The organism is Pseudomonas sp. B21-023, from assembly GCF_024749165.1.
Lineage (GTDB): Bacteria > Pseudomonadota > Gammaproteobacteria > Pseudomonadales > Pseudomonadaceae > Aquipseudomonas.
Genome location: NZ_CP087190.1, coordinates 4,220,594 through 4,245,994 on the forward strand (window position 1 = coordinate 4,220,594; position 25,401 = coordinate 4,245,994).

Below are 25,401 nucleotides of genomic sequence, written 5' to 3' on the forward strand. Positions count from 1 at the left end.
AATGGAACCAACGGCTGCGGCAATGGCTCGAATGCCATGTAAGCGGTGCCCTGTACGCTTTCTGGAGAATCTCGATGCCTTGGTATGCCTGGTTGATACTGCTTGTTGCGCTTGGGTCGATTGTGGGTGGCTTGATGATGCTGCGCGATACGGCAAAGAAGCTGCCATTGACCGAAGAACAGCTGAAGAAGGTGCGTGAGCGCAATGCCGAAGCCGATGCGAAAGATGCACAAGATCGCTGAGTGATCGACAAGCCGACCGGACAAAAAGCCTGATCGGCTGCCGAATACCTTACTCGACCGTCAACCGGTCCCGGTTACGCTCGAGCAACGCGCTGCCGATGCCCTTTATCTCCAATAACTCATCCACTGAAGTGAACGGACCGTTCGCCTCTCGATAGGCAATGATCGCCTGGGCCTTGGCCTGGCCAATGCCGTCGAGCGCCTTTTGCAGGGTCTGGCTATCAGCCTTGTTCAGGTCGATGCGATTACCCTCGCCCTGTGGGCTCACCACCGCGGCGACAGGCTGTCCGTCCACACTGGAAGCTGCATTGATGTTAAAGGGAAGCGCGGCGAAAAACGGAAGCAACAGGTATGACAGTACGGTATTACGCATGAGGTATCACTCCTTACGGCTGAAATGAAGCAACGTTCCTTGGTTGCCCCCTCACGTTAGATCGCGATATCGCACGCGGCAATCGCCGCGCCCACCCAAGCTTTTACCGGATGCTTCTGCCCCCAGATAACCACGGCCAAGCCCCGCCGCCATCCGGAAATGCGACCAACACGTCGCAACAGTCGACCTGTTACAACGTATTGGTCGCGTCACAGTCAACCCGCGCTCGTCGAGCCCGGCCTCAGTTGTCTTCTAGCGAAAGCCAGGTGCAGTTCGTCATCACTGACTATTTGCATAAATTGTCCTACAACCCTGCCGTGTCACCTTGTAGAGCGCTCCGTACTCGGCCAGCCTGGTTGGATCCATCACATCGGGAATGGCTGCACTGCTTGTCCAGGTGCGCAAGTTGGAGGTCGCCACGTACAAGGCCCCTTCATAGGGCACCAGAGCTGTGATTCGTTGGCCGAAGAAAGCTTGATCCAAGGAATCGGTAGGGCGCCTGGCATAGGGGATGAACGGCTCACCCTCCACAGAGCTGAAAAATCGCTTGAAGAGCGTCCATTCCCCGGTCTGGTAGCCATAGCGCCATACTTCACCCTTGGGCCAGTATCCGACATACAGGTCTCCGTAATACTCAGCCATCGACTGGGCTTCGTAACCGAGCCGCAAGGGTACTTGCTCCGCAATCCGGGGGGCGTCATGTCCGAAGGTTTGAGTTGTGTTCCATCGAATTCGTAGATCCGCCCGGTCGGCCACTCACCAAGCAATTGCTTGCCCCGGTAGGCCACGGAACTGTAGAACTGGATTTCCCGGGGATGGGTCAACGGCTCGAGGCCGGCCGCGCACAGGCATAGACGTCGTTTTCCATTGACATGCGGCACCACTTTCCGCGCCTGAAAAGCAGAGCGTCGCCGTAATTGGTGACGGTAATGACCGCACCGTTGGCATTGGCATTGGCATAGACATAAGGGAACGTACCGACCTTCACCTGAATATGTTCACAGGGCCGGTTCCCGGAACTCGGGCATGCCGACCTCGCCAGTCTCGTAGTCAAAGCTGAAGACATGCTTGAAAGCTCGATATTCATCGTGCCGATGCAGTTCAACTTGCCGATAACTGCCATCGCCCAGCACGCGGTACTGGATATGATTACCGAGATCGTCCAGGTACAGATTGCCTTCATGAATGAAGGCGTAGCCGGTATGGAACGCCTCGGAAGGAGAGGTTAGTCACTCGATTTGGTAGTCGAACTGCCCTTCGACAAATTCATGCACTCCAGTTTCGGGACTTTGTGAATATGATTGCCAGAACACAACCGGAGACTGTTTGACGTCATCACTGCCTTGCGGACCACTCAGGGCATACACCAGAAACAAACCCGCCAGCACCAATACAGCCAAAAAACCGCACACACGCTTAAACATCAACACCCACCCTGACTTCTCCTTATCACCTCATCGACGGATTCTTGTCTGACACCTCCTTTGCCATTTTTTGGAGCAGCTCCTGGCCCCATCATACCAATCGCCGTCGAATTGTGAAAAAGTGTAATCGAGCAGAAGCAAAAAAAAGCCCGACATACAGTCGGGCTTTCCAGGCTCAGCGGTGACGCTCAAGGGTCGAGTCGCCGTTGCTGGTAGATCCAGTCGACGATTTCCCCATCTGGCGAGTAACCGCTCACCACCTCACGCAGCAGTTGCCGTACTCGTGCATAGTCATCTTCGGACACTGCGGCCACCAATTGGTCAAGGCGCGCCTTGAGGGTATCCCAGGCAAGGTAATCCTCGTGGGCACTCATGATCATCGGATGCCTTGTCGCTTCCACGTTGTCCCCGATCAGTAGCTCTTCGTACAATTTTTCACCCGGCCGTAAACCGGTGAACTCGATAGCGATGTCTCCCGTCGGGTTTCGCTCCGAACGGACACTGAGCCCTGAAAGATGCACCATCTTTTCCGCCAGCTCGACGATCCTGACCGGCTCCCCCATGTCCAGCACGAAGACATCCCCTCCCAACCCCATGGACCCGGCCTGGATCACCAACTGCGCAGCTTCCGGGATGGTCATGAAGTATCGGGTGATCTTCGGGTGCGTCACGGTCATCGGCCCGCCGGACTTGATCTGTTGACGGAACAGCGGAATCACCGAGCCGGAAGAACCCAGCACATTGCCGAAACGCACCATGGTGAAACGCGTGGAGTTGATATGCGGAATAGCATTCCTGTCCCCCCAGAGCGTCACCGAGCTCTCCCGGCTCAATGCCTGCAGGACCATTTCAGCCAAGCGCTTACTGCTGCCCATTACATTGGTAGGACGCACGGCCTTGTCGGTCGAAATCAGGACGAAATTAGACACTCCAGCCTGCAAGGCTGACTGGGCAGCATGCAAGGTTCCGATCACATTGTTGAGCACACCCTCGGCGATGTTGTGCTCGACCATCGGCACATGCTTGTAGGCTGCCGCGTGATAGACGGTTTCCACATGCCATGTACGCATGATATGCAGCAGCTTGCCCTGGTCACGTACCGACCCCAGTATGGGGAGCACATGAACAGTCAATGCCTCTCGCTGGCAACGTTGTTCCAGCTCGGCAAGTATGCTGTAGAGGTTGAATTCACTGTGCTCGAACAACAAAAGCGTGGTGGGACCCAGTTCGAGAATCTGCCGGCAGAGTTCTGAACCTATGGAGCCTCCCGCCCCTGTCACCAGCACCACCTTCCCGGTGATGCAACGTTCGAGCAGGCCTTCCTGCGGAGGCACGGCATCGCGCCCCAGGAGGTCGGCGATATCGACTTCCTGGATGTCGTCGACCTTGACCCTGCCACTGGCAAGATCCATCAGCCCCGGCACGCTGCGCACATGCAGCGGGAAAGCCTCAAGATAGGTCAGAATCTCGCGACGTCGTCCGCGGCTGGCCGACGGTATGGCCATGAGCACTTCCTGGGCGCCGGTGACATTGATCAGTCGCTGGATATTGCGCGATTTGTAGACGTGCAGGCCGGAGATCACCCGCTCGGCGATATCCGGGTCATCATCAATGAAGGCCACTGGACGCATGGTACGCCCCATGCGCAAGGCAGCGACGAGTTGATTGCCCGCAGCCCCGGCACCATAGATCGCCACCCGCGGCAAACCGTCGTCCTGGCTGGCAAACGGGACATGCTTCACCGTCGAGAACCAGTCGCCAAGGAAATACTGGCGCATGATCAGGCGCAGTCCACCGAGCATGACCATGCTCAGCCACCAGTAGTTGAAGATGATCGAGCGCGGCACCAGGGTCGCATGGTTGCTGTACCAATAGACCACCAGCGCCAGCGCCAGCGACGACAACCCCACCGCCTTGAAGATGACGATCAAGGCGTCGTTGCCGAAATAACGCATGACAGCTCGATACATGCCGAAGCGGATGAACGTGGGAATGGCAATCAGCGGCGCGGCAGCGAACAGCCATGGGTGACTGAGCATCGGATTGCCCGCATCCTCAAAGCCCAGGCGGACGATGAACGACATCCACAGCGCGCACCAGACCAGCAGCAGGTCCACCACCACTTGCAATGCGCGTTTTTTTCGACGAGGCAGGCCCAGGAGGGCAGCCCTCAATTTATCCATCATCAGAGTTCGTCCCGCTTCCGCTTCCCGCGGATGTTATACCGTGTTGGCCAGGCAGCGGCCGACAGCATCAAGTAGATTGCCTGACACACATCGGCATCGAACACGTCAGCTGAAGGCAGGCGATGCCAACCTTCACTCCGACGGGTCGTGTACCTTGAATCGCTTACAAACTTGCCTGCTGCAAAACATTGCGCAGCACGTCGCACGTTTTGCTGATCTCATCGTCCGTCAGGGTTGGATGTACCAGGAACATCAAGCTGTTTTCTCCCAGCTCCCGGGCTACGGGCAAGCCCGGCTCAGGCCGCCAGTCGGTGCCATCGAAGGCTTTCTCCAGATAGACCTCCGAACACGAACCAGAAAACGCAGGGACGCCCTGGGCGGTGATTTCGCCTAGTATGCGGTCCCGACTCCAGCCCTCCTTGAGTGCAGACGTTTCGACGAAGACATAACACTTGTAGGCGGCATGGATGATGTCATGGGGTACCGATGGCACGCGCAGGCCGGGCAATTGCGCAGCCGTACTCCAGATTCGCCGAGCGTTGGCCAGTCGACTGGCCTGCCAGTCCGCCATCCTGCGCAACTGGATCCGCCCGATCACCGCCTGGACTTCGAGCATCCGCCAGTTCGTCCCGAAGCTTTCATGCACCCAGCGGAAGCCGGGGGCGTGCTGGCGCTCGTAGACCGCCTCCCAGCTCTTGCCATGATCCTTGAACGACCACATGCGCGACCACAGCGCCCGGTCATTGGTCGTGACCATGCCGCCCTCGCCGCCCGTGGTCATGATCTTGTCCTGGCAGAAGGACCAGGCTCCCACATGTCCGATCGACCCCACCGGGCGCCCTTTATAATGGGCGCCATGGGCCTGGGCGCAGTCTTCGATGACCTTCAGGCCGTGTTTTTCAGCCAATGCCATGATCGGGTCCATGTCACATGGCCAACCCGCCAGATGCACGCAGATCACCGCCCTGGTGCGCGGCGTCAGTACCGCTTCGATCGTCTGCGCAGTAATGTTCTGTGAGTCACGATCCACTTCGGCGAAAACCGGGACCGCGCCGGCATTGACGATCGAAGACACCGACGCCAGGAAGGTCCGAGGGGTGACCACCACCTCGTCTCCTGCCCCCAGGCCCAGCGCCTCGAGGGCCACATCCAGCGCCACCGTTCCATTGGCTAACGCTACCGCATGTTCGGTACCCGCCCAGGCAGCAAATTCCTTTTCGAACTCCCGGCACGCCTGTCCCGTCCAATAATTGACCTTATTGGACAGAATCACGTCGCGTACCGCGTTCGCCTCTTCCTCGGTAAAGGAAGGCCATGGGGAGAAGGAAGTGTTCAACACAATTGAGGCTCTTCAGTATTTGGTCGAAATAGAGGGGTTGCGCACAGGTCGCCCCTCAGTTGAATTCCATTGCACATCTCGAAAACCTCGGCAGCCACACGCAACCTTGGCGGCCACCTTTACCGACAACTCTTGCGCGAATGCTTCTCGGCCAGCCAATCCAGGAGGTTGCGCCAGGTACGGCTTGGAGACAAGAAGAATCGGCAGCGACCGGTGTGCAACGACGCTAAGTCGCAGTCCGACCTGCCAGGGGCCTGGCAGGAACGCCCACTACGGTCAATCCGTCCAAGACATCGGTCGTGACCGCAGCGCCTGCACCCACCGTAACGGACACACCAATTGTTACAAGCTGACGAACACTAGCACCGATGCCAACCCAGCTCAAATCGCCGACCCTGACGCCACCGGCAAGGTGCGCGCCGGGACTGATATGCACACCGTCCCCGAGCACGCAGTCATGATCCACACTGCATCCAGTGTTGAGAATGCTGCCGGGCCCGACCTGTGCATCGGCGTTCACAACCGCCCCGGCAAAGATCACCGTCCCCTTGCCGATCAGTGCGTGACGGCTGACGGTCGCCGCAGGATGTATCAACGTGCACAACCGACCACCTGCCGATTCCAGCTCAAGCAGCTTGCGAAAACGGATCGGGTTGTTGCCGATGGCCACCACCACGCCGTCGTACTCATGCAGGCGCTCGCGCAGCAAGGCGCTGTCACCCGCAACTTGCCAGGGGCCATTGCATTGCCGCACTGGCCAGGCGTCATCGTAAAACTCCACCGCCTGCCAGCCACAGCATTGCGCGGTATCGGCCACTACCTTGCCATGCCCACTGGCACCGAGAATCGCGAGACGCTTCATGGGCGTTTACCAGTGAACTTGGACATGGTCGCTTCGCCGGCGCCATTGATTCCCTCGCGAATGACCACCTTCTTCAGGGTCAGGAAAATGATCTTGAGATCCAGCGTCAATGAACGGTTGTCCACATACCAGACGTCCAGGTCGAACTTGTCTTCCCAGCTCAAGGCATTGCGGCCATTGACCTGGGCCCAGCCGCTGATACCCGGCCGCACCTCATGACGCCGGTACTGTTCGGAGCTATAGAGCGGCAGGTACTCCATCAGCAAAGGGCGTGGGCCAACCAGGCTCATGTCGCCCTTGAGGACATTCCACAATTCCGGCAACTCGTCGAGACTGCTGGCACGTAGGAAATTCCCGAAAGGTGTCATGCGCTGCGCGTCTGGCAACGGGTTGCCATCGGTGTCGAACGCATCACGCATGGTACGGAACTTCACCATCTTGAACGGTTTGCCATGCAATCCCGGACGGACCTGGGAAAAAATGACCGGCGAACCCAAACGCCTGCGAATCGCAATCGCGACCAACAGGATGACAGGCGCAAGCACGAGCAGGCCAAGCGAGGCCAGTACGACATCAACCAGGCGCTTCACTTGGCATTGCCCTGAAACAGTATCGAGAGGTAATCGTTGGCCAGGGTCGAATAGTTTCGATTCTGCAACAACCATTGGCGCCCGCGTATGCCCATCTGGGCGCGCTCCTCGGCACTTTTCGATTTCATATCGACAATCGCACTTACCACGGCACCGACATTGTTCGCCGGTACGAATACACCGCAGTCCGCTTCATTGATCATCGATGGGTAGCCATTGTAAGAGGCCACCACAGGTTTGGCCGCGAGCATGTAGTCGATGACCTTGTTCAACGACTGTCCGTAATCCCAGACCTTCGAGTCGTGCACCGAGAAGTACAGCAGGTCGCCCTCGGACAGCACCGACTGGACCATGTTGCGCGGAACCTTTGGTGCAAACACGAGATTGGACAGATCGCCATACTGCTTCTGGTAGCTTTCCCGTAACGCACCATCACCGACGATCACAAACTCGACGTCCGCGTGCTCGCGCATGGCCCTGGCCGTTTCGAAAAAAACGTCCAGGGCGTTGGTGATGCCGATAGTGCCAGCATGCACCACCTTGAACTTGTCACTGCCCAGATAGCGCTCGGCATAGTCCGCTGGAACCTCTGCCACATCGTTCAGATGTTCCTGGCTGACGCCCATCGGCACGCAGTAGACCGGCCGATCGTGGCCCAGCTCCGCCCGGACATGAGCGGCCAGGTTCGGCATGGTACCCACGATGGCATCGGACTTCCGGTAGGCGAGCCGCTCCAGCCAAGATAATCCCTTCACAAACAGGTTTGCGTTGCTGAAGCCACCTTCCTCGACGATGGTAAGCGGCCATATGTCCCGAACCTCGAACACCAGGCGGCACCCATACTTGAAGCGCATCAGCAAGCCATTGACGATGGTCAGCAATGACAGACTGGAAATGATCACCACGTCCGGGCGCGGCAATGCGCGCTTGTTGAGCCAGAACAGATTCCACTCGAAATGGAACCAACTCAGGATCCTGCGCAGGGACTTGGCGACCGAGTACTTCATCGTCTTCAGCCAGACGATCTTGACCCCATCGGTTTCTTGCACCGTAACCCGGCCCTTCAGCACCGGAAGATCCACCAGATTATTGGAGTCCGAGCTGATCACAACGACTTGATAGCCGGCGCGCCTCATTTCGTCCACCAGGAACCAGCCCCGTCCTCCGGGGCTGGTGGCGGTCTTGGGAGAAAAGTACTTCGTTACATACCAGATCGTCTTGTTCATCTAGGCAAACAGCTCATCAATCTTTGTAAAGGCGGGGAATGGAATTGACGATCTTGATTACCTCGGTGAAGTCCATGCCCAGCGCATCCAGGTACCAGCGGATATTCTGGTAACGCGGGCGGTTCTCCTCACGCACCAGTTCAAGGGCACGCTCACGAGTGATTTCGCCTTCGCGTACCTGGTTGCTGCGGAACGTGTCGTGCTCGGAGAATCCGGCCACAAGGTAGTAGATGTAGTTGTACAGGCCGGCCGTACCATCTCCGATCCGCCAGGTAGTGCTGGTATCCACCGCCAACTCCCAACCGTAATCGTTGATCAAGGTGTCGTCGATGGTCTTCTCGTCCCAACGCCAGTAGTCGAAGATGTGGTAGTAGTCCTTCTTCTCGGTGAAGCTGCGGTAGTACTCGCCCGACAAGGTGTCCCACAGCGAGCTGTTGAAGTAGCCGGGGCTCTTGAGCATCGCCTTGAAGCGCAGGCTCTGGTACTCCATCTGCTTGCGCCAGCCGTGCATGTAGACCCGCTTTTCTTCGAACGCGGGCGGCACACCGAGGAACCCGGCCTTGAAGTGAGTGACTTCGAGAGGGTTGACACCCCACAGATTCAGGCTGACGCCGGTCTGCTGCTTGACCGTCTCGATATGACGGAAGAAGTGTTTGTCGCCAGCGGTCAGGATGCTGATCATGCCCAGGTGCGGTGCCTTGAGCCACGCCTTGAGGTTGATGGCGATGTTGCGGCGCTTCTGGGCGATATCGTCTGCGACGATGATGTTCTCGACACCCAGCTCGGCACTCATCCGGCTGATGTTGCGCCGCCCCAGGTCGGTGACCATACCCCAGTCGTAGGTATAGGTGACCGGGTTCATCTTCAGTTCCTTGACGATCAGGTGCAACCCGTAGCAGCTGTCGCGTCCTCCCGAGAACGGCACGATGCAGTCAGTAACACCCGCACGGCGATAGCCCTCTACCAGATTGAACAGTTCCTCTTTCGGCTTGGGCACGTTGCGAGGGCTGTAGTTGTGGCAGTAGTTGCAGACACCTTCGGCATCGAAGGTGATGAACGGCATGGTCTCAGGAAGGATGCAACGGGTGCAGCGACGCAGGTTGGGCTGCGGGTAGAGCAGTTGCTTTTCTTCGGAGGTGATGAACTGGAAGGGTGGAATCAGGTTGTGAACGCGCTGATTGTTGTCGGACACGCGAATGTCCGAAGCCGCTGGCAGATCAATGACTACGGCTTTCTCCCTGACCTGGAGAATGTCGCTGCAGCCAACCTGGGTGAGTGGGAAGCGCTCCGAGGAGAAACAACGCCCGCCCTCCACCGTGCCGACATACAGGCTGCCGTTATTGGAGAACAGCACGGCCTTGCCCAGGCGCGGCACGACGATCGCGCAGGCGATGACACCGACGCACAGCGCCAGGACCTTTTCCGCCAGGCCTTCAAGCGTGTCGCCTGCTTCTTCCAGATGCTGCTCGGTGATCGCGGCGATCACCTCGCTGTCGATCTCGAGGGTTCGCTTGGGCTTGATGTGATTCCATACATCGGCGTCGTTCACGATGATTCCGTTGTGGATCACGCAAACACCGCCGCGCACGACGGGCTGGTTGTCGGCAAGGCCATTGGTGATCAGCCGGCTGTGGCCGAAGACAAAGGCGGAATCGAAAGGCTTGACCTGCGAGATCAACTTCTTGATGTCGTAGTCGGCCCTGCTCACCTGGTAGCCCGCGCCATCCGCGTAGATCAGGCCGCTGGAGTCACGACCACGCTGCCTGGCATGCAGCGCCAGAGTCATCAGACTTTCCTTGTTGACTTTTTCCTTGCCGATGTAGCCAAAAATTCCACACATATTGCAGCCCGTATCAATTAGTTATCCCACCACGCGAAAGGCGGGTTGTGATCTAGCTGGCAGACGAAGCGTGTTGAAGCCCCCACATCAATACTCCCGAGCAAGACGATTTGCCCCCGGACATCGTAATGGAACACCTTCAACACAACCGGTGCATACCCAACCTGTATCTCATCAATTTGCCCCTTATAGGGCCTGCTGGTACAGCGTAAGTAGTTTGTGCTCTTGCGCCTGCCAGCTCAAAGGGTACAGATCCGAGAACCGGAAGCTCACCTTAGAACTTTCCAAAGCCCGTATGGCGTCCCTGATACTGTCGACGTCCAGTTTACAGCACTGGCCGATGCCATACTCCGAAATCACGGCACTGATGTCGGGAAAATCAGAGGCCAACACAGGAATGCCGGCAAAGCAATACTCAAAAAGCTTGTTTGGCAAGCAGTAATAATCACTTAACGAGACATTTTGGACGAGACATAGCCCAAAATCAGCAGATTGCACAATCGGAACAACCTGGGCATGCGGTACCGCTGCATGCACGTGAATATTCGGGTACTCCGCAGCCTTGTGCTTCAACTCGCTGCCTAAGTCGCCATAGCCCATGAACACAATGTGCGACGACACGTCGGGAGCACTGAAAGCTTCGGTCAGCAGGTCGATGCCACGCCCACGGGCGAGGATGCCAACGTAGATGAAAATCTTGTGCTGCTTGGGGATGGAAAAGACTTCGCGCAGGTAATCCTGGTTGTGCGTGCCGGCTTGTGAAATAAGCGGTGAGTTGAGTATGACCGCTGTAGGCTTGGGCCCAAACCTCTCCCGATACCAGGACTCGATGGAGGGACTCACGACGATCAAGGCGTCCACGAAACGCCACAACAGCTTCTCCACGCCAAACGTCAACGCGCCCTGCATGCGGCTAAGGCCGTTACGATCGGACTCGAGTTCATGTGCGTCATAAACGAGCTTTGCCCCGGTCAGCAGCTTGACCACGACACCTAGAGGTAGAACTAACGTGTCATGGCAATGCACAACATTCGGGCGCTGCCAGATAGCATAGGGCAGCATCTTGAAAACCAGTTCGATAAGTGAAGCAATGTGCCTAAGCGTTCTCGGCAAGAACAACAGCTTACGCGATATGGTTTTGATGGCTTTTATTTGACTTTCAAACTGCACCGAAGACTGATGCGCCCCTTCGTTCAGCGCAACACCTACGCCATTGACTTTGTACCCAGCCGCTACCAAAGCCCCCATTTCCTTGAGAACTCGAGAGTCCGATGCGATGTCTGTATGAGTCAAGTGTAAGATCTTTTTCATATATTTTCTTAAGCAAATATCATGAAAGCGCTAATTAATCAAAGCACTACAGTAAACCAGAAACCGAAACCCGCATCAACGCGCAAACCACCGCGCCAGAACTAAAACCTCATCGCGTCAACCTCGGATTTCGAGCGATCATCTCTTGACACTTTCCACCCTAGCATCACGCAACGCGATTGAAAAACCTGACCAAACTGACAACCTTACCCATGCGCGCCGACTAGCATCCGCTGATACAACGCCAACAGCTTCCGCTCCTGTGCCTGCCAGCTCAGAGGCCGGAGATCAGCAAACTCAAACCTGTCTTGGGAGCCTTCCATCCTCAGCACAGCCTCACGAATGCTGCCGACCTCAAGCTCACAGCACTCGCCGATGCCATACTCCTGAAGCACCGCTCGAATATCAGGAAAGTCCGATGCGAGCACGGGAATACCGGCAAAGCAATATTCGAATAGCTTATTTGGCAAACAATAGTAGCTGCTCAAAGAAACATTCTGGATCATGCACAGACCGACATCAGCCGACTGCACAATCGGTACCACCTGCGCGTGTGGCACAGCCTCGTGCACATGCACGTTTGGCCTTTCAGAAGCCCGTTGAGCAAGCTCACCGTGCAGCGCTCCATAGCCCATGAATACGATATGCGCATTAACCCGTGGGTCGCTGAAGGCATCGACCAGCAAATCAATGCCGCGCCCCTTCACAAGAATGCCGACATATATAAAGATTTTTTTGTCTGAGGGTATAGAAAAGCGCGTTCGCAAATACTCGCCCTCAAACTGAGAGCCCGCCGCGAATACCGGAGAATTAAGTATCACTGCCGAGGGCTTCTGACCTAAATTGTCGTGATACCAACGCTCGATTGAAGGACTCACTACAATAAGCGTGTCGACGAAGCGCCATATTAACTTTTCGACTAGCAGGGTCAGTTTCCCCTGTATTGGCGCGATACCATTTCGGTTCGACTCCAGCTCATGAGCATCATAAACAAGCCGCGCCCGCGTGATACCTTTGAGCAGCCAGCCCAGTGGCAAGACCAACGTATCGTGACAATGAATGACGTCAGGCCGCATGCGAATGACACGCGGCAATACTCTTGCAAAGAATTCGAGAAAAATCAGAGCATGTTTGAGCGCGCGCGGCACAAACGTCAGCTTTCTAGACCGAATGTCAAGCGAAGCGACTTCCGCACGCACCGATTGATCAGCTATTGCTGTCGCCTCATCCCGCATAATACCAACACCACTCACCGCATACCCGGCCCTGCCGAGTACGTCCATTTCTTTCAATATGCGCGAATCGGAGCGGATATCAGTATGCGTCAAATGAAAAACTTTCTTCATCACGAACCTAAACACGAAAAGTCTTATAATTTATATACAGCACAGACCCCCATACCAGCCGGTGCTACAGGCTCCGCCTCGGCACGGAACTCAACGCCACGAGCAGACTGGCAACAACGCCTGGCAAAGAAAATACTGTGTCGCCTGAAATCAGGGAGTATGGCAGAGCCATCATCAGCAAGGCGATATGAATAACACTCCCCTGGCGCCAAACCACCCACAACGGCCACACATAGAACGCAACTGCAACAAGTCCAAAAAAGAACCCACCAATCAACCATTCGGTCATGATGGCCATGTGCGGATAATGAAACTTATCACAGGAGGAGAATGTGCAGGAAAAAAGCTCATGATGACGCCAGCCCTGCGGCAGTAACCCCAGGTTTGAGAAGGCCAACTTCCAGTAACTTAAACGGGACCCCGCACCCAATGCCCCGTCCGACATGGTACCCAACATCGCGGATGGTGCAGAACGATTGATCTTGATAATCGCGTTCGCACCAGCACCTGGACTTGACTCTGCTTTCGCGTCCGCAGCTGCCCCCAAACTCAACTCTGCTTCCGCGATTGCACCTGCACCTGTACCTGTACCTGTACCTGTACCTGTACCTGTACCTGTACCTGTACCTGTACCTGTACCTGCACTCAACTCTGTTTCCGCGCTCGCACCCGCACTTAACTCTTCTTTTGCACTTCCGCTTAATTTTTCTTTATCGAAGCTTAAAATCTTAGAGTAAGGCTCTTTTCCGTACCTGAATCGCTCGAACGACTCACTGTCGGCAATTGCGTAAACTGCCAACGTACTCACCACGACCAAAAGCGATGCCCTGAGCCATGCTGCCCGCCCCTCCAGAAGCACCATCACGAACGGCAGGAACACCATGAGCACGAGAAATCTTCGGGAACTCGAAAGTGCACCTGCAGCAATCAAAATCGGCAAGCCGAACCAGAGTCGATTCCTCACACAGCCTAAAGCCGCAACCAACCAAAGAAAACCAAGATTATTGTAGTTAACGCACAACGCAGAACCCGCGGGATAACTGCCACAACTATCGAGCAGAAAACCAATCAGGTAACCTCGGTACAGCAGGGCAGCCTTGGCAAGCCCAAACAAGGCGGTAACCAAACCCAATGGTATCAGCACCGCAAAAAAGCCTTTCGACACGTCCTCGCCGGCTAAAAAATAAATAAACAACAGGCCAGACGCTATGATCAGTTCTTTAATGACTAGGTGCGCATATGCCGTGTCGGTAACGCCCAATGCAACGACATGAAGGCTGATCAACAGCACCATCGGCAAAATTGCAGCAGAGGGGAACTTGACAGGACGGCGCCAGAGAAAGGCCAGCAGAATAAAAGGCAGAAGGCCGACCAGCAGCCAACGCAAAGAAAAAAACTCCGCATAAAAGGGGAACGCCAGCGCAACGCCAGCCCAAAAGCTTTTGTTCAACCAAGGAGCTTTATCCAAACGCAGGTTGCTTGCGTCGCGTTGATCTGTATTCATCTGCAATGCCGTCACTTTTGCGTCCCTACCGAATTTTCATTGCACTCAGCGAACCTACGAACATGTGCCCGCACACGCCCCTACGCCACGACATCAACGACGCTTCCACGCGCCGCCTTGTACTGCAAAAAGGAATGAACCATATAAAAAAACGAAACCACACACACGTATGCAACAATTGCCAACTTGTAACTTCCGCCTAATGAATCAGATATATAAAACACCGCCACCACCGACAACACCCGAAGCAATTGCCAGATTGAGTCCAGCATCAACCAACCTCGCAACAGCAGGGTATTGCTCAACGGCAGAGAAAGCGTCTGAAAGAACATGAGCACCGCGACTACCGCAGCGATTTCACCAGCGCCACGCCAGGTCTCACCGAACACAAACGCAAAAATATCTGGCCCGAACAGCAGTATTGGCACCATCGGCAGAAACGCATAGAAAAACAGGCGCTTGAACGAAAACAGAAATATACCCAAGCATTCCCCGCGCGCCACAAACTCCTCGGCCGCACGCTGCCGGTACACATCACCAATGGCATTGGCAAACAGACTCAACGGCGCAGTCATGACGCGCTGGGCAAGCGAATACAAACCCGCAACACTAGGGCCGTAAAGCACGGTAAGCAACAGCAGGGGTAGCTCATTCGCCCCCACATTCATGACTTGCCCCGGAACCATGAATTTGGGATAGCTTTTATACTTGCGTGCAACGCACAGTATGCGAATGAAGTTGACGCGCCGAAGCTTCCCGCGGCCCTCCTGACGATAAGAAACGAAAAAAAACAGTACCGAAACGAACTGCCCTAGCAACTGACCGACAATCAAGCCTGCCAATCCGAACCTGGCCAGCCCTGCCATCAGTTGCACTACACCCGCACAGCCACTTTGCACCACTCGACTGACCGCCATATTTTTATAGTAACCGTGGCGATTAGCCCAAAAATTCAGCGCGTAATAGCACCCGAGAATAAAGGTGGCACAGGGCACTAGGTACAGCCATGGTCCAATGGCGGGATGGCCTAGCAGCGTAACGATGGCGTTGTCGCTGATCACCAGAAGAGCCATCAGCAGCAGGCTGATCGACAAGCTAAGCAACAACGCCAACGCAACCAGATTGACCGCCTCGTTTTCGTACTTGGGTACGACGATGGCCAGGTCGTACTTCCCGGTGACCAGTACCGTCAGCATCGCACAAATAGAGGCGTACAGGGCGAATATGCCGAAGTCTTCGGGCGTATACAGCCGCGTCAGGATAGGCGCTAATGCAATAGGTAGCGCCTGAGCCAAACCGGTACCGGTCATCAACGTCATGACGCTTCTGGTAAAACTATTCTTTGGCATATTCACATCAACACATGAGCCCGGCGCTGCTTTGGCGCACGACAGCCCCCAATCAACCACTGTCACGGTTCGGGTTACGGGGCATCCATGACAAGAACCGTCGTCTGCAGAGATGCAAACAGATGCTCAGGAGCAGGATCACATCGACACACGGTTGCTGACATCCATTCTCGCAACATTGCAATACAGTTCACGCTGCGCACGCTCGTGGAAGGACGAGTTATGCCAAAGCAAGGTGAAACAGCCGTCAACCATAGCACAGGCCGACTTCAATTCATCGAATTTCTTCTGCGCTCGCTCACCGAGCCCCAGACCGAGGTACATCGAACTGATAATCGTGCATTCCATGGCAATGAGCGGCCGAATCCGCAGCGGCAGTATTTGCCCGGCAACCGGATCGAATGCGGGGTACTCGAAGCACGTACCACACCGGAAACCCGGACGGTCTGCATAACCCAATGTACTGTCGTAGTCCATGCCAGCATCAGCCCAGCCACGCAAGGTAACAGGCTGCTGCCAGCGCAGGTAATGCATTCTCCCTCCCCACTGCGCCTGGACAATCCCCTCTTCCCTGGCGATGCCACGTAATCGCGAGACTTCATCCAAGATGACCTGCGGATTGCGATAGCTGCCATAGCTGGGATGCAAGCCTATCTCGTGCCCACGTGCGTGTATCCGACGCATCAACTGCCGGATGGCGGGATGCTCAGGATAGTAATCGGCATCGCGCCGAGCATCCGTTCGGCCGCAGATGAAATAGAACGCGCTACGCAGGTTGTGCGCCTCGGATTGATCCATGATCCAATCAAAGGTATTGAACGGATCAGCAGCGTGCAGTGCCTTACGAGTACCCAGTTTGACCAGGGGAGCCGCTATACAGGCGCGAACGTCGCGACGCTTGAGCAGATCGCCCGCCATCATCCGCCCGATCATTGACCAGGGCTTGAAGCCGTAAAGGCTAGGCGTATCGACATCGTGAGACAACTTAACGCTGAACGCATGCTTGCTGAGTTTGAGTCCAGGCCAGACCTTACGTATTACTTGGCCAAGCACATGCAGCCACTCGTCAACGATTGGGCGCTCCAGATAGCCCTGCCTATAGGCATGTGAGGCAGTCGCGGGAAACCGCCCATGATTGTCTAGGTCGCAACGACCTATTTCTTCCTGACGGGTCAGCATCCAATAGACAAAGCCCAGGACATCGTAGCCAATGTGGTATCCGTGCCCTGTTGCCCTGATCAATGGCAGATCGAGGCTGCATACACCCGGTGCCGGCAACTCACCATGCAAGGCTGTCGACCAGCCTTCGGCACTACCGCTCCACTTCGTACAGGGCAGATCAGAATCGGCGCGCACAAAAGTGGCACCGTCGAGCGCGAGCGTAATTTCACCGGGTTCACTCTGGCGACTGATCACCAGCGCACTGCCATCTCCAACGCGAAGCCAAAAGCGCTGCCCAAATCGCTCCTTCAGCACTACCTCCAACCAGAGAAGTGCCGCCGCAGTGTGCCAAGACATGAGTTCGCGCATCAACCGGCCCTAATAGTCCTTATGAATTGAAGGGTTCTTATGACTCTGGAATTGGTCTTGCTGATCACCGAGTACGGCGCCTGAGTGGCACCAAATCCACGGAAAAAACGCTCGACCGGCTCGATCATTGAGCCTTCAAAATCAAATTTTCTGGTGACAGTGGCGGCAAATTGGATGGCATGCCACATGCATAGGCTGGTCGCTCCACTGTTACGTAGGTCCGGATCACCACCACCGAGCAGATAATAGGCACTATTGCTGTCCCAGAGAATAAATACGCCAGCATGCTCCCGACCTTGGTCATCGACAGCCACAAACAGCTTGCAGGCATTTTGCGCCATCGCCGCCGCGTGAATTCCCAACGCTACTTCACTGGAGTATGGGACCTGCAGCGACTGGCGGTCGAAGACCTTCTTGTTCAACGCAAGGAAACTTTCAAACGAGCAATCGGTCCGCACCTTAACAGCAAATTTTTTTTCGGCTTTTCTGATGTCGGTTCGAATATTCGTGTCGAAGCCGCTCCATATGGCCTCCAGGTCGTCCAACTGCTCAATTCGGTAGGTGTAGCGCGTACTTTGCTCGTAACCCAACCAATACAGAGGCAGCCAATTGTTGCGCTCACAGTACCAATTCTGTTTGTATTGGGCATAGGCGGGCAGCGACTGATAGAGACCCTGCAGAAGATTTTTTTCCTTGGCCAAACGACGAGCACTTCTGGCCTCACCTGAACGCAGCCAAGGCCCGAGATGCGGCGTCAATATCGGCTGGCCGATAAGCCTCAAACCAAAACGCATGCGTGTGACATAGGGAAGCGACGCGACTATGACACCCTCGTGTTCGAGCAAAGCAACGTCCCACGCATCGCCAGCAACTGCATCCAACCACCAGGCCTGGCTGAATAAAGGAATTCTCAACTCCTGTGAGCATAGCGCGCGGTATTTATCTCTATTTGTACTCATCTCTGCAAAATACCAACAATCAGCCGCTTCAAACTAAACTTGCGCGACAGAAAAATATAACCACCCCGTGCGGCAACGCAGTGCCTTCCCTGAAACCTGACCAACGAACCTTCCTTGTCTAAATGCTCAATCTTTATGAACTCTTCAACACACCACCGATGCCCAATGTACAGGCCAGTTGGCTGAGCGATGGCATTCAGCCAGAGCTCGGTCCCACGTAGCACGTGCCACACACGCTCGATGGGCCAACGCGCCCAATCGATGATGGTACCATGTTCGTCGGTTCGCAGATTACGGGCCCGGGGGTAGGGCTTACAGCCTGCCGCGTGCGCGTGGCGTTGCCACGCTCAATCGCATTCAGCGCATCCAACATCAGAGGAACCCCCACCTTGCCGATCAGCGTGTCAAGAACAGCGGGCGATTTCTCTCCCAATGCAATCGGTACGCGCCGCTGCGCCACAATATCCCCGGTGTCTTCACCAGCATCGAGATAGTGAACCGTAACCCCTGGATTCAGCTCCATATCATAGTATTGCCAAAATGCGGGGTTAGGACCTCGATAAGCTGGCAAGTAGGAGGGGTGCATATTTATCACCCCAAGACGGGGCAACGACAGCAGCGATTCCTTCAATAACTGAGACATACTGAAGACTACGATGACGTCAGGACTCAAGTCCGCCACCCATCGCGCAACCTCGGCGTCTCTCCCTTTGCACAGATAATTATAAGGCGTCTTCCTTGCCAGGCAGTAAGCTTTTAAATTCACGACTGCCGGGGTAAAAAGCTTGTAGACAAGGCTGAAAAATCGAAACAAAGGAGGCTGCGAGAACGAAATACTATAGTCTCGCGGCATGGACTCAATGACCCCGACAACCTCATGTGACGATTCGAACAACGGTTCAACCAATCGCGAAACACCTTGGGTAATCAGTAACACCCTCATGCAGACCTCACACCTTGCAAATTAAAACCACCGCACGCTAGGCGATAGGAAATCAGCAAGTTCACCAGAAAGCAAAATGAATAGGCAATAGTGAAAAACACCAACGCCAGCCATTCTGACCCGAGCCAATAGCCAGCAAGAAATGCAACAACGACCAGCACGAACAGCATGACTTGCCATGCCAGATCCAGCTTTTGCGCTTCAGCTACAATGAAAACCATACTCAGCGGACTGGCAACGAAGCGCAGAAAAAACATCGGCACCAGAATTCTCGCATACTCGCCTGCAACACGCCATGGCTCACCAAATACCAACGCAAAAAAAACAGGCGCCACAAGAAAGAAAGCAAAAAATGGTAAAATCGAAACTATCAGTAAGCGCTTGAGCGTCTTCACATATACAAGCTTGCAGTTGCCAGTATCTATATAAGCACGACTGGCCTCCTGTCGAAAGACATCCCCTAGCGCCCCGGCCACTAGAGTGATAGGCGCCCCCAGTACACGCTGCGTCAAATTATAAAAACCTACGCTACTTGCACTGAACATGACACTAAGAAGCATAATCGGCATCTGACTCGACGCCGTATTGAAACCGTGTGCAGCAATGAGGAATTTCGGGAAGTTTATGTACTTTTTCGCCCACACTGCCATTTGACCAAGGCAGATACCCCGCACGAAGCTTCGATCCTCTCGCAACACCATGCGAGCCAAGGCCAACAACGCGAGCAACTGCCCTATCAACTGCCCCCAAACCAAGCCAGTGACACCCGCCCCCAGCGCCCCACCTGCTAGTTGCCCACCTGAAGAACAGCCACTCTGCAAAGTGCGGCTTACAGCAAGACGCTTATATTGCCCCTTGCGATTGCACCAGTAGCTCAGACTTTGATAGCCCCCCATCAGCAAGGTTGATAAGGGAATCCAGTAGAGCCAAGGCGCTACCGCAGGGTTACCAAGGAGTTCGGCAATCGGAGCATTAAAAAAACAGACGAGAACGAACAGCGTGAAACTCAATAACATACTAAGCAGCGTCGACAGCGCGACGACTTGCATGGCATCGCGATCTTCCTTCGGTAGTAGAATGGCTTGCTCATAACGCCCCGTTACCAACACCGCAGCTATCGAGGCAATTGCCATGAACAGAGCAAATAGACCAAACTGCTCTGGACTGTAGATCCGGGTCAGTATCGGACTGACTGCAATAGGTATTGCCTGGGCCAACCCCGTCCCGGTCATCAGCGTAATGACATTGCGCGCATACGCGCTTTGTGGAAGTAAGCGCCGCATGGGTTATTCCATCATCCTTTCGAACTCTTTTTTTCAGCAACCCTGTACATTCCAGCCTCCAGCATGCTCAGAGGAAGCACATCCAGACAGATCAACTGCTCCTGACAATGGCGCCGCCGGAAAAACCCAGCTCTCAAAATACAAGCAGGTTGCGCCTGCATAACGTTGGGCACATCTTCGCCTTCATACGCGGCCTGTAACCATGCATCAAGGACCACAACGTGAGGCCCAGAAGATAAAACTGGATTTCAACAGCCAGCGACCAAGCCTGCTACAGCGGCCTCTCATGACTTTTTGCAAAGAAAGTAACGAAACAAAGGCCGCGTGCCAAAGCAAGCTGGGGCGATGCGCTTAAGCCGAGCGATGTAGAATGCCCTCAGCGTTACGAGCGCCTGAGAGTCTCGCCGGCTCAGCTTCTCAAGCAGGATGTTGACCATCAGGCACCCCGATATGCCCCCAACGAAGCCACCCGGCAGCCACGCCGGGTTGAAGTGAAAGCATATGACAGCCAGCACCTACGCTTGCTATTGCTCTCGCCATATGCCTTAACTTGAAACTCAACCCAGTGCCCGTACAATCTGGACAATACTTTCCTCGTCCAGATAGGGATGCATCGGAAGACTCATCACCCGCTCTGCAACTGCATCTCCCACAGGCAATACGGCGCTGTCATCCTTCACCGCAGGCTGACGATTCAGCGGAATCGGATAGTGGACAGCCGTCGGTACCCCTGAGACCTTGAGGCGCTCCTGAACCCCCTCGCGATCACTTACCTGAACGGTGTACTGCGCGTAGACACTGGTGTTTTCCGGCTCGACATAAGGCGTAGCACTAAAGCCTGCCGCCGCAAAGTGCATTTGATAATGCTGCGCCACCTTCTGGCGCAACGAAATCTCGTGCTCAAAGATCTCTAGCTTCGGCAGCAGTATCGCAGCCTGCAACGTATCCAGCCGGCTGTTCACACCGACCCGGATGTGATGATAGCGACGATCCTGCCCATGCCGGGCGATCTGCCGCAGCACAACCGCCAGCTCTTCATCATTGGTGAAGATCGCCCCACCATCGCCGTAGCATCCCAGCGGCTTGCTCGGGAAGAAGCTAGTGCAGGAAATCGTGGTCAGGTTGCAGGAGCGCTTCCCTTTGTAGGTTGCGCCAAAACTCTGCGCCGCATCCTCGATCACAGGAATACCGTGCCGGGCGGCAATCGCGTTGATCGCGTCGAAGTCCGCACACTGGCCGTACAGCGACACCGGAATGATGGCCTTGGTGCGCGGCGTTATCGCCGCCTCGAGCAATTGCGGATCCAGGTTGTAGGTGCGCGGATCGACATCCACGTACACCGGCTTGGCCCCCAGCAGTGCGACGGTTTCGGCAGTCGCGATGTAGGTGAAGCCGGGCGTGATCACCTCATCGCCCGGGCCGATCCCCAACGCCATCTGTGCAATCTGCAGCGCGTCGGTACCGTTGGCGACACTGATGCAGTGTTTCGCACCAACGAAAGCAGCCAGCTTTTCTTCAAGTTCCGCCACTTCCGGGCCAAGAATGTACTGGCCGTGCGCAAGTACGCGTGAGATGCCTGCGTCGATCTTCTCGCGAAGCAGCGACTGCTGGGTCTTAAGGTCGATGAACTCGATCACTGCATGCTCTCCTTGCTCAACGTACGGCCATTGAGGACATAGTGCGCCCCTGTGTGAATGCACACCGCGCGACCATTGCCCTCCAGAGGCAACTCCAACTGTTCGCCAAACTCGCTCATCCAGCCGATCTGACGCGCAGGCACACCAACCATCAGGGCATACGCGGGGACATCCTTGTTGATAACGGCGCCGGCACCGACGAAGGCATATTCGCCGATGGTGACACCGCAGACGATGGTGCAGTTGGCACCCAGCGTCGCGCCGCGCTTGACCCGCGTATCGCGGTACTCATCCTTGCGCTCGACCAGCGAGCGCGGGTTGTAGACATTGGTGAACACCATGCTGGGGCCGCAGAACACCCCCTCTTCCAGGGTCACGTTGTCATAGACCGACACGTTGTTCTGAACCTTGCAATGGTCACCAATCACAACTTTGTTGCCGACGAACACGTTCTGTCCGAGCGACACGCCCGCACCGATGCGCGCACCGCTGCAGACGTGAACGAAATGCCAGACACGCGACCCGTCACCAATCTGGGCGCCCTCGTCAACGATGGCACTTGAATGCTGGAAGTAGCTCATGGTTCAACCCAACAGCCGTGCCAGGATGGGATGGCCTTCGCCATTGCTCGCAACCACCGGAGCCATGGTGCGAATGGTCTCTACAGTCTCCACGCAATGGCGGGCGTCCTCGATACCGTAGCCCTTGCCGTCGAGAATGGCCTGGTAGCTGACAGTATGCAGGTCGGTGAAGCCTTCGGAGAACTCGATCTCGGCACCGTCGCAGGTGATCGAGCGATAGGTTGGCTTCTTGCCCTTGACCGAGTCAGGCAGGTCGTTGGCATCGATGGACAGGAACCAACGCACACGGGCGTTTTCATACTCCAGGTAACCGGCCGCCTTGGACTCGTTGGCGAAGTGGACGACATTACGCTGCAGCTTGCCGAAGATGAAATGCAGCATATCGTAGAAATGCACACCGATATTGGTGGCCACACCGAAGGATTTGCGTGGGTCGCCCTTCCAGCTCTCCATGTACCACTTGCCGCGGCTGGTGATGTAGGTGAGTTCGACGTCATGCTTGTGCGGCTGGGCGCTACCCTGTACCTGCTGCTTGAGATCGATGATAGCCTTGTGATGGCGAAGCTGCAGGATATTCCACAGGCGCTTGCCGGTTTCGCGCTCGGTCAGCGCCAGGTCATCGAGCATCGCGGCGCTGGGCACCAGCGGCTTTTCGCAGATCACATCACAACCCAGGCGCAGGCCGGCAGTGATGTGCGGGTGGTGCAGATGGTTGGGCGAGCAGATCGAGACGATGTCCAGCGCTTGCGCCGGATCGCGCTTCAGGCGCCAGGCATGATCGTAGAAGCGCTCGAACTCGGTGAAGAACTCGCTCTGAGGCGACAGACTGTCGATGATGCCAACCGAATCATTGATGTCGTAGGCACTGACCAGTTCGTTACCGGTATCTTTGATGGCGCGCATGTGGCGCGGTGCGATGTAACCCGCAGCACCGACTAAGGCAAAACGTTTCATGGCAGATCTCGAGAAGACGGTTGAGCAGAGCGGAAACGCCCGGCAATCAGCCGGGCGTCCCCAATCGGATTAGGCCTTGATGATGTTCGCCGCCGGCGTACGGTACTTACCGCGGCTGTCGACCAACAGTCGGGCGTTGGCCTGGATCAGGGCGTAGTCGAATTTGTCATGATCGGTGGCCAGTACAACGGCATCGAAGGTGGCGAGATTCTTGGCGGTCAATGCCTCGCTGGACAACTCGAAATGGTGCTCGCGCATTTCCGGGAAGGTAGGCACATGCGGATCGCTATAGGCCACCACAGCGCCTTTAGCTTCGAGCAGCTCCATGATCTCGACCGAAGGCGACTCACGCATGTCGTCTACGTTTTTCTTGTAAGCAATGCCCAAGACCAGCACACGGCTGCCTTTGAGCGCCTTGCCTTGCTCGTTGAGGCCATTCATCAGTTTGCCGACCACATACTCAGGCATGGCCTTGTTGATCTCACCCGACAACTCGATGAAGCGGGTGTGCAAGCCATACTCGCGAGCTTTCCACGTCAAGTAGAATGGATCGATTGGAATGCAGTGGCCGCCCAGCCCTGGCCCTGGATAGTAGGCAGTGAAACCGAAGGGCTTGGTGGCAGCAGCATCGACCACTTCGAAAATGTCGATGCCCATACGGTCGGCAACGATCTTCATTTCGTTGACCAGACCGATATTGACCGCGCGATGAATATTCTCCAACAGCTTGGTGAGCTCGGCTGCCTTGGTGGAGCTCACCTGAACGACCTGGTCGATCGCCTGCTCGTACAACGCGACACCCACGCGCAGGCAATTAGGTGTATGCCCGCCGATGACCTTGGGGATGGTACGCGTTTCAAAATTTGGATTACCCGGATCTTCACGCTCAGGGGAATAGACCAGGAAGATATCTTCACCCACCTTCAGACCGCCCTCTTGCACGCGGGGCAGCAACTCTTCCTCAGTGGTGCCCGGATAGGTCGTGCTTTCCAGGGAAACGATCTGACCAGCGCGCAGATAGGGCTTGAGAGCATTCGTGGTATCGATCACGAAGCTCAAGTCCGGCTCACGATACTTGTTAAGCGGGGTAGGTACGCACAGAATCAGCGCATCGCACTCACTCACCCGAGTAAAGTCGGCAGTCGCCTCGAAGCCGGAAGCACGCGCCTGAGCAACGCTGTCGTGGGAAATATGCTCGATATCACTTTTACCCGCGTTGAGCATATCAACTTTTACGGTATTGATATCAATACCCAACACACGATAACCGATTGCGTTGTAACGCAACATCAGCGGCAGGCCAACATACCCCAGACCCACGATACCAATGATGGCTTCCTTACTTTTGAATCTCTCTATACTGGCTTGGGTCTGATCAAACATGCATGGCTCCGATAATACAGCTTTTACTTTTGCTGCTCGTACCCAAGCTCAGCCTGGGCACAGTTCCTGACATCAGTCGAATAGTAAAGGATCAAGCGTGGCTAGCATAGCCCCGCCTAGCCATCCAAGGCAGGCGATTGACCAGCCGAGCTGTTCGCAGCCCCTTGCCAATCAGCGTGAAAAACAGCAATTCAACCCGCAAATGGGGGGAGCGGACTGATATCTCGCCGTAAATCAGAATGCAACCCAGCACACAATGACATCAAAATGCCACATTCAACCGATGCCTGCAAAAGCGAAAAATCGTAATAGAATCACGAAAATTCCGTTAGCCTGCTAAGTTTTTTCCACAATCAAAATGATTAGACCCACACGCGACCACAGCAACTAAATCACCGCCAAAACAACTTACTCCTCTCGCACTTCCAGATACTCCCCAGCGTTACTTAACGAGACACTCAGCAACAACTCATCCGGCAATTGCCACATTCACTCTCACTAATCCGCCCCACCTGGATAGCTGGCCAGATTTGTTGCTC

The 25,401-nt window shown here is 55.5% G+C and carries 23 protein-coding genes; 1 reads left to right on the plus strand and 22 read right to left on the minus strand.

All coding sequences use genetic code 11. From position 1 onward, the window contains the following. The first annotated feature begins 74 nt into the window (after window positions 1-74). On the plus strand, window positions 75-242 hold the full coding sequence (locus LOY42_RS18930; RefSeq protein WP_258598795.1) for a DUF2897 family protein: 168 nt from the start codon (window positions 75-77) through the stop codon (window positions 240-242). A 49-nt stretch (window positions 243-291) separates the two neighbouring features. Here LOY42_RS18930 and LOY42_RS18935 read toward each other — a convergent pair whose 3' ends face one another. The 22 genes from LOY42_RS18935 to wbpA all read right to left on the minus strand — a co-directional run bounded on the left by LOY42_RS18935 (window position 292) and on the right by wbpA (window position 24,862). Next, window positions 292-615 carry a ComEA family DNA-binding protein gene (locus LOY42_RS18935; protein ID WP_258598797.1) on the minus strand — a complete coding sequence of 108 codons (324 nt, stop codon included), beginning with the start codon at window positions 613-615 and terminating at the stop codon, window positions 292-294. Between the two features lie 279 nt (window positions 616-894). After that, entirely contained in the window at window positions 895-1,257 is a 363-nt protein-coding gene (locus LOY42_RS18940; protein ID WP_258598799.1) for a hypothetical protein, read from the minus strand. 178 nt (window positions 1,258-1,435) lie between these two features. After that, window positions 1,436-1,738 (minus strand): hypothetical protein, encoded by a 303-nt coding sequence (locus tag LOY42_RS18945; protein WP_258598801.1) that lies wholly within the window; start codon window positions 1,736-1,738, stop codon window positions 1,436-1,438. 106 nt (window positions 1,739-1,844) lie between these two features. Beyond that, window positions 1,845-2,039 carry a hypothetical protein gene (locus LOY42_RS18950; RefSeq protein ID WP_258598803.1) on the minus strand — a complete coding sequence of 65 codons (195 nt, stop codon included), beginning with the start codon at window positions 2,037-2,039 and terminating at the stop codon, window positions 1,845-1,847. A 188-nt stretch (window positions 2,040-2,227) separates the two neighbouring features. After that, a complete protein-coding gene (locus tag LOY42_RS18955) occupies window positions 2,228-4,222 on the minus strand; it encodes a nucleoside-diphosphate sugar epimerase/dehydratase (protein ID WP_258601276.1) in 1,995 nt (664 codons plus the stop codon). Window positions 4,223-4,388: 166 nt separating this feature from the next. Next, window positions 4,389-5,564 carry a DegT/DnrJ/EryC1/StrS aminotransferase family protein gene (locus LOY42_RS18960; protein ID WP_258598805.1) on the minus strand — a complete coding sequence of 392 codons (1,176 nt, stop codon included), beginning with the start codon at window positions 5,562-5,564 and terminating at the stop codon, window positions 4,389-4,391. 226 nt (window positions 5,565-5,790) lie between these two features. Continuing rightward, entirely contained in the window at window positions 5,791-6,426 is a 636-nt protein-coding gene (locus tag LOY42_RS18965) for an acetyltransferase (protein WP_258598806.1), read from the minus strand. Beyond that, window positions 6,423-7,016: a sugar transferase gene (locus LOY42_RS18970; protein ID WP_258598807.1), complete on the minus strand. Its 594-nt coding sequence runs from the start codon at window positions 7,014-7,016 to the stop codon at window positions 6,423-6,425. The genes LOY42_RS18965 and LOY42_RS18970 overlap by 4 nt, the downstream gene beginning before the upstream one ends. After that, window positions 7,013-8,242 carry a glycosyltransferase family 4 protein gene (locus LOY42_RS18975; protein ID WP_258598808.1) on the minus strand — a complete coding sequence of 410 codons (1,230 nt, stop codon included), beginning with the start codon at window positions 8,240-8,242 and terminating at the stop codon, window positions 7,013-7,015. The genes LOY42_RS18970 and LOY42_RS18975 overlap by 4 nt, the downstream gene beginning before the upstream one ends. A 16-nt stretch (window positions 8,243-8,258) precedes the next feature. After that, a complete protein-coding gene (locus LOY42_RS18980; protein ID WP_258598809.1) occupies window positions 8,259-10,028 on the minus strand; it encodes a hypothetical protein in 1,770 nt (589 codons plus the stop codon). Window positions 10,029-10,268: 240 nt separating this feature from the next. Beyond that, entirely contained in the window at window positions 10,269-11,393 is a 1,125-nt protein-coding gene (locus LOY42_RS18985; RefSeq protein ID WP_258598811.1) for a glycosyltransferase, read from the minus strand. Between the two features lie 206 nt (window positions 11,394-11,599). Beyond that, the gene (locus LOY42_RS18990) at window positions 11,600-12,739 is read right to left on the minus strand and encodes a glycosyltransferase (protein ID WP_258598812.1); all 1,140 of its coding nucleotides are present in this window, start codon (window positions 12,737-12,739) and stop codon (window positions 11,600-11,602) included. Between the two features lie 64 nt (window positions 12,740-12,803). Beyond that, window positions 12,804-14,258, minus strand: coding sequence for a hypothetical protein (locus tag LOY42_RS18995; protein WP_258598813.1), 1,455 nt, complete (start codon window positions 14,256-14,258; stop codon window positions 12,804-12,806). Between the two features lie 65 nt (window positions 14,259-14,323). Then, window positions 14,324-15,562 (minus strand): lipopolysaccharide biosynthesis protein, encoded by a 1,239-nt coding sequence (locus LOY42_RS19000; protein ID WP_258598815.1) that lies wholly within the window; start codon window positions 15,560-15,562, stop codon window positions 14,324-14,326. Between the two features lie 168 nt (window positions 15,563-15,730). Continuing rightward, entirely contained in the window at window positions 15,731-17,122 is a 1,392-nt protein-coding gene (locus LOY42_RS19005) for a polysaccharide deacetylase family protein (protein WP_258598817.1), read from the minus strand. Further along, on the minus strand, window positions 17,122-18,081 hold the full coding sequence (locus LOY42_RS19010) for a GNAT family N-acetyltransferase (RefSeq protein ID WP_258598819.1): 960 nt from the start codon (window positions 18,079-18,081) through the stop codon (window positions 17,122-17,124). The genes LOY42_RS19005 and LOY42_RS19010 overlap by 1 nt, the downstream gene beginning before the upstream one ends. A gap of 196 nt (window positions 18,082-18,277) precedes the next feature. Continuing rightward, complete coding sequence (locus LOY42_RS19015; RefSeq protein ID WP_258598821.1) at window positions 18,278-19,024, minus strand: methionyl-tRNA formyltransferase; 747 nt, start codon at window positions 19,022-19,024, stop codon at window positions 18,278-18,280. Continuing rightward, a complete protein-coding gene (locus LOY42_RS19020) occupies window positions 19,021-20,307 on the minus strand; it encodes an oligosaccharide flippase family protein (RefSeq protein ID WP_258598823.1) in 1,287 nt (428 codons plus the stop codon). The genes LOY42_RS19015 and LOY42_RS19020 overlap by 4 nt, the downstream gene beginning before the upstream one ends. 557 nt (window positions 20,308-20,864) lie before the next feature. Continuing rightward, window positions 20,865-21,944 carry a DegT/DnrJ/EryC1/StrS aminotransferase family protein gene (locus tag LOY42_RS19025; protein WP_258598825.1) on the minus strand — a complete coding sequence of 360 codons (1,080 nt, stop codon included), beginning with the start codon at window positions 21,942-21,944 and terminating at the stop codon, window positions 20,865-20,867. Further along, the gene (gene wbpD, locus LOY42_RS19030; RefSeq protein ID WP_258598827.1) at window positions 21,941-22,525 is read right to left on the minus strand and encodes a UDP-2-acetamido-3-amino-2,3-dideoxy-D-glucuronate N-acetyltransferase; all 585 of its coding nucleotides are present in this window, start codon (window positions 22,523-22,525) and stop codon (window positions 21,941-21,943) included. The genes LOY42_RS19025 and wbpD overlap by 4 nt, the downstream gene beginning before the upstream one ends. 3 nt (window positions 22,526-22,528) lie before the next feature. Continuing rightward, window positions 22,529-23,479: a Gfo/Idh/MocA family protein gene (locus LOY42_RS19035; RefSeq protein WP_028690818.1), complete on the minus strand. Its 951-nt coding sequence runs from the start codon at window positions 23,477-23,479 to the stop codon at window positions 22,529-22,531. Between the two features lie 69 nt (window positions 23,480-23,548). After that, a complete protein-coding gene (gene wbpA, locus LOY42_RS19040; protein ID WP_258598830.1) occupies window positions 23,549-24,862 on the minus strand; it encodes a UDP-N-acetyl-D-glucosamine 6-dehydrogenase in 1,314 nt (437 codons plus the stop codon). Window positions 24,863-25,401: the final 539 nt, after the last annotated feature.

Excerpts from the sequence above, each read along its gene's own strand:
- LOY42_RS18930 (WP_258598795.1), top strand. The coding sequence starts at position 75 with ATGCCTTGGTATGCCTGGTTGATACTGCTTGTTGCGCTTGGGTCGATT.
- LOY42_RS18935 (WP_258598797.1), bottom strand. The coding sequence starts at position 615 with ATGCGTAATACCGTACTGTCATACCTGTTGCTTCCGTTTTTCGCCGCG.
- LOY42_RS18940 (WP_258598799.1), bottom strand. The coding sequence starts at position 1,257 with ATGGCTGAGTATTACGGAGACCTGTATGTCGGATACTGGCCCAAGGGT.
- LOY42_RS18945 (WP_258598801.1), bottom strand. The coding sequence starts at position 1,738 with ATGGCAGTTATCGGCAAGTTGAACTGCATCGGCACGATGAATATCGAG.
- LOY42_RS18950 (WP_258598803.1), bottom strand. The coding sequence starts at position 2,039 with ATGTTTAAGCGTGTGTGCGGTTTTTTGGCTGTATTGGTGCTGGCGGGT.
- LOY42_RS18955 (WP_258601276.1), bottom strand. The coding sequence starts at position 4,222 with ATGGATAAATTGAGGGCTGCCCTCCTGGGCCTGCCTCGTCGAAAAAAA.
- LOY42_RS18965 (WP_258598806.1), bottom strand. The coding sequence starts at position 6,426 with ATGAAGCGTCTCGCGATTCTCGGTGCCAGTGGGCATGGCAAGGTAGTG.
- LOY42_RS18975 (WP_258598808.1), bottom strand. The coding sequence starts at position 8,242 with ATGAACAAGACGATCTGGTATGTAACGAAGTACTTTTCTCCCAAGACC.
- LOY42_RS18980 (WP_258598809.1), bottom strand. The coding sequence starts at position 10,028 with ATGACTCTGGCGCTGCATGCCAGGCAGCGTGGTCGTGACTCCAGCGGC.
- LOY42_RS18985 (WP_258598811.1), bottom strand. The coding sequence starts at position 11,393 with ATGAAAAAGATCTTACACTTGACTCATACAGACATCGCATCGGACTCT.
- LOY42_RS18990 (WP_258598812.1), bottom strand. The coding sequence starts at position 12,739 with ATGAAGAAAGTTTTTCATTTGACGCATACTGATATCCGCTCCGATTCG.
- LOY42_RS19000 (WP_258598815.1), bottom strand. The coding sequence starts at position 15,562 with ATGACGTTGATGACCGGTACCGGTTTGGCTCAGGCGCTACCTATTGCA.
- LOY42_RS19005 (WP_258598817.1), bottom strand. The coding sequence starts at position 17,122 with ATGCGCGAACTCATGTCTTGGCACACTGCGGCGGCACTTCTCTGGTTG.
- LOY42_RS19010 (WP_258598819.1), bottom strand. The coding sequence starts at position 18,081 with ATGAGTACAAATAGAGATAAATACCGCGCGCTATGCTCACAGGAGTTG.
- LOY42_RS19015 (WP_258598821.1), bottom strand. The coding sequence starts at position 19,024 with ATGAGGGTGTTACTGATTACCCAAGGTGTTTCGCGATTGGTTGAACCG.
- LOY42_RS19020 (WP_258598823.1), bottom strand. The coding sequence starts at position 20,307 with ATGCGGCGCTTACTTCCACAAAGCGCGTATGCGCGCAATGTCATTACG.
- wbpD (WP_258598827.1), bottom strand. The coding sequence starts at position 22,525 with ATGAGCTACTTCCAGCATTCAAGTGCCATCGTTGACGAGGGCGCCCAG.
- LOY42_RS19035 (WP_028690818.1), bottom strand. The coding sequence starts at position 23,479 with ATGAAACGTTTTGCCTTAGTCGGTGCTGCGGGTTACATCGCACCGCGC.
- wbpA (WP_258598830.1), bottom strand. The coding sequence starts at position 24,862 with ATGTTTGATCAGACCCAAGCCAGTATAGAGAGATTCAAAAGTAAGGAA.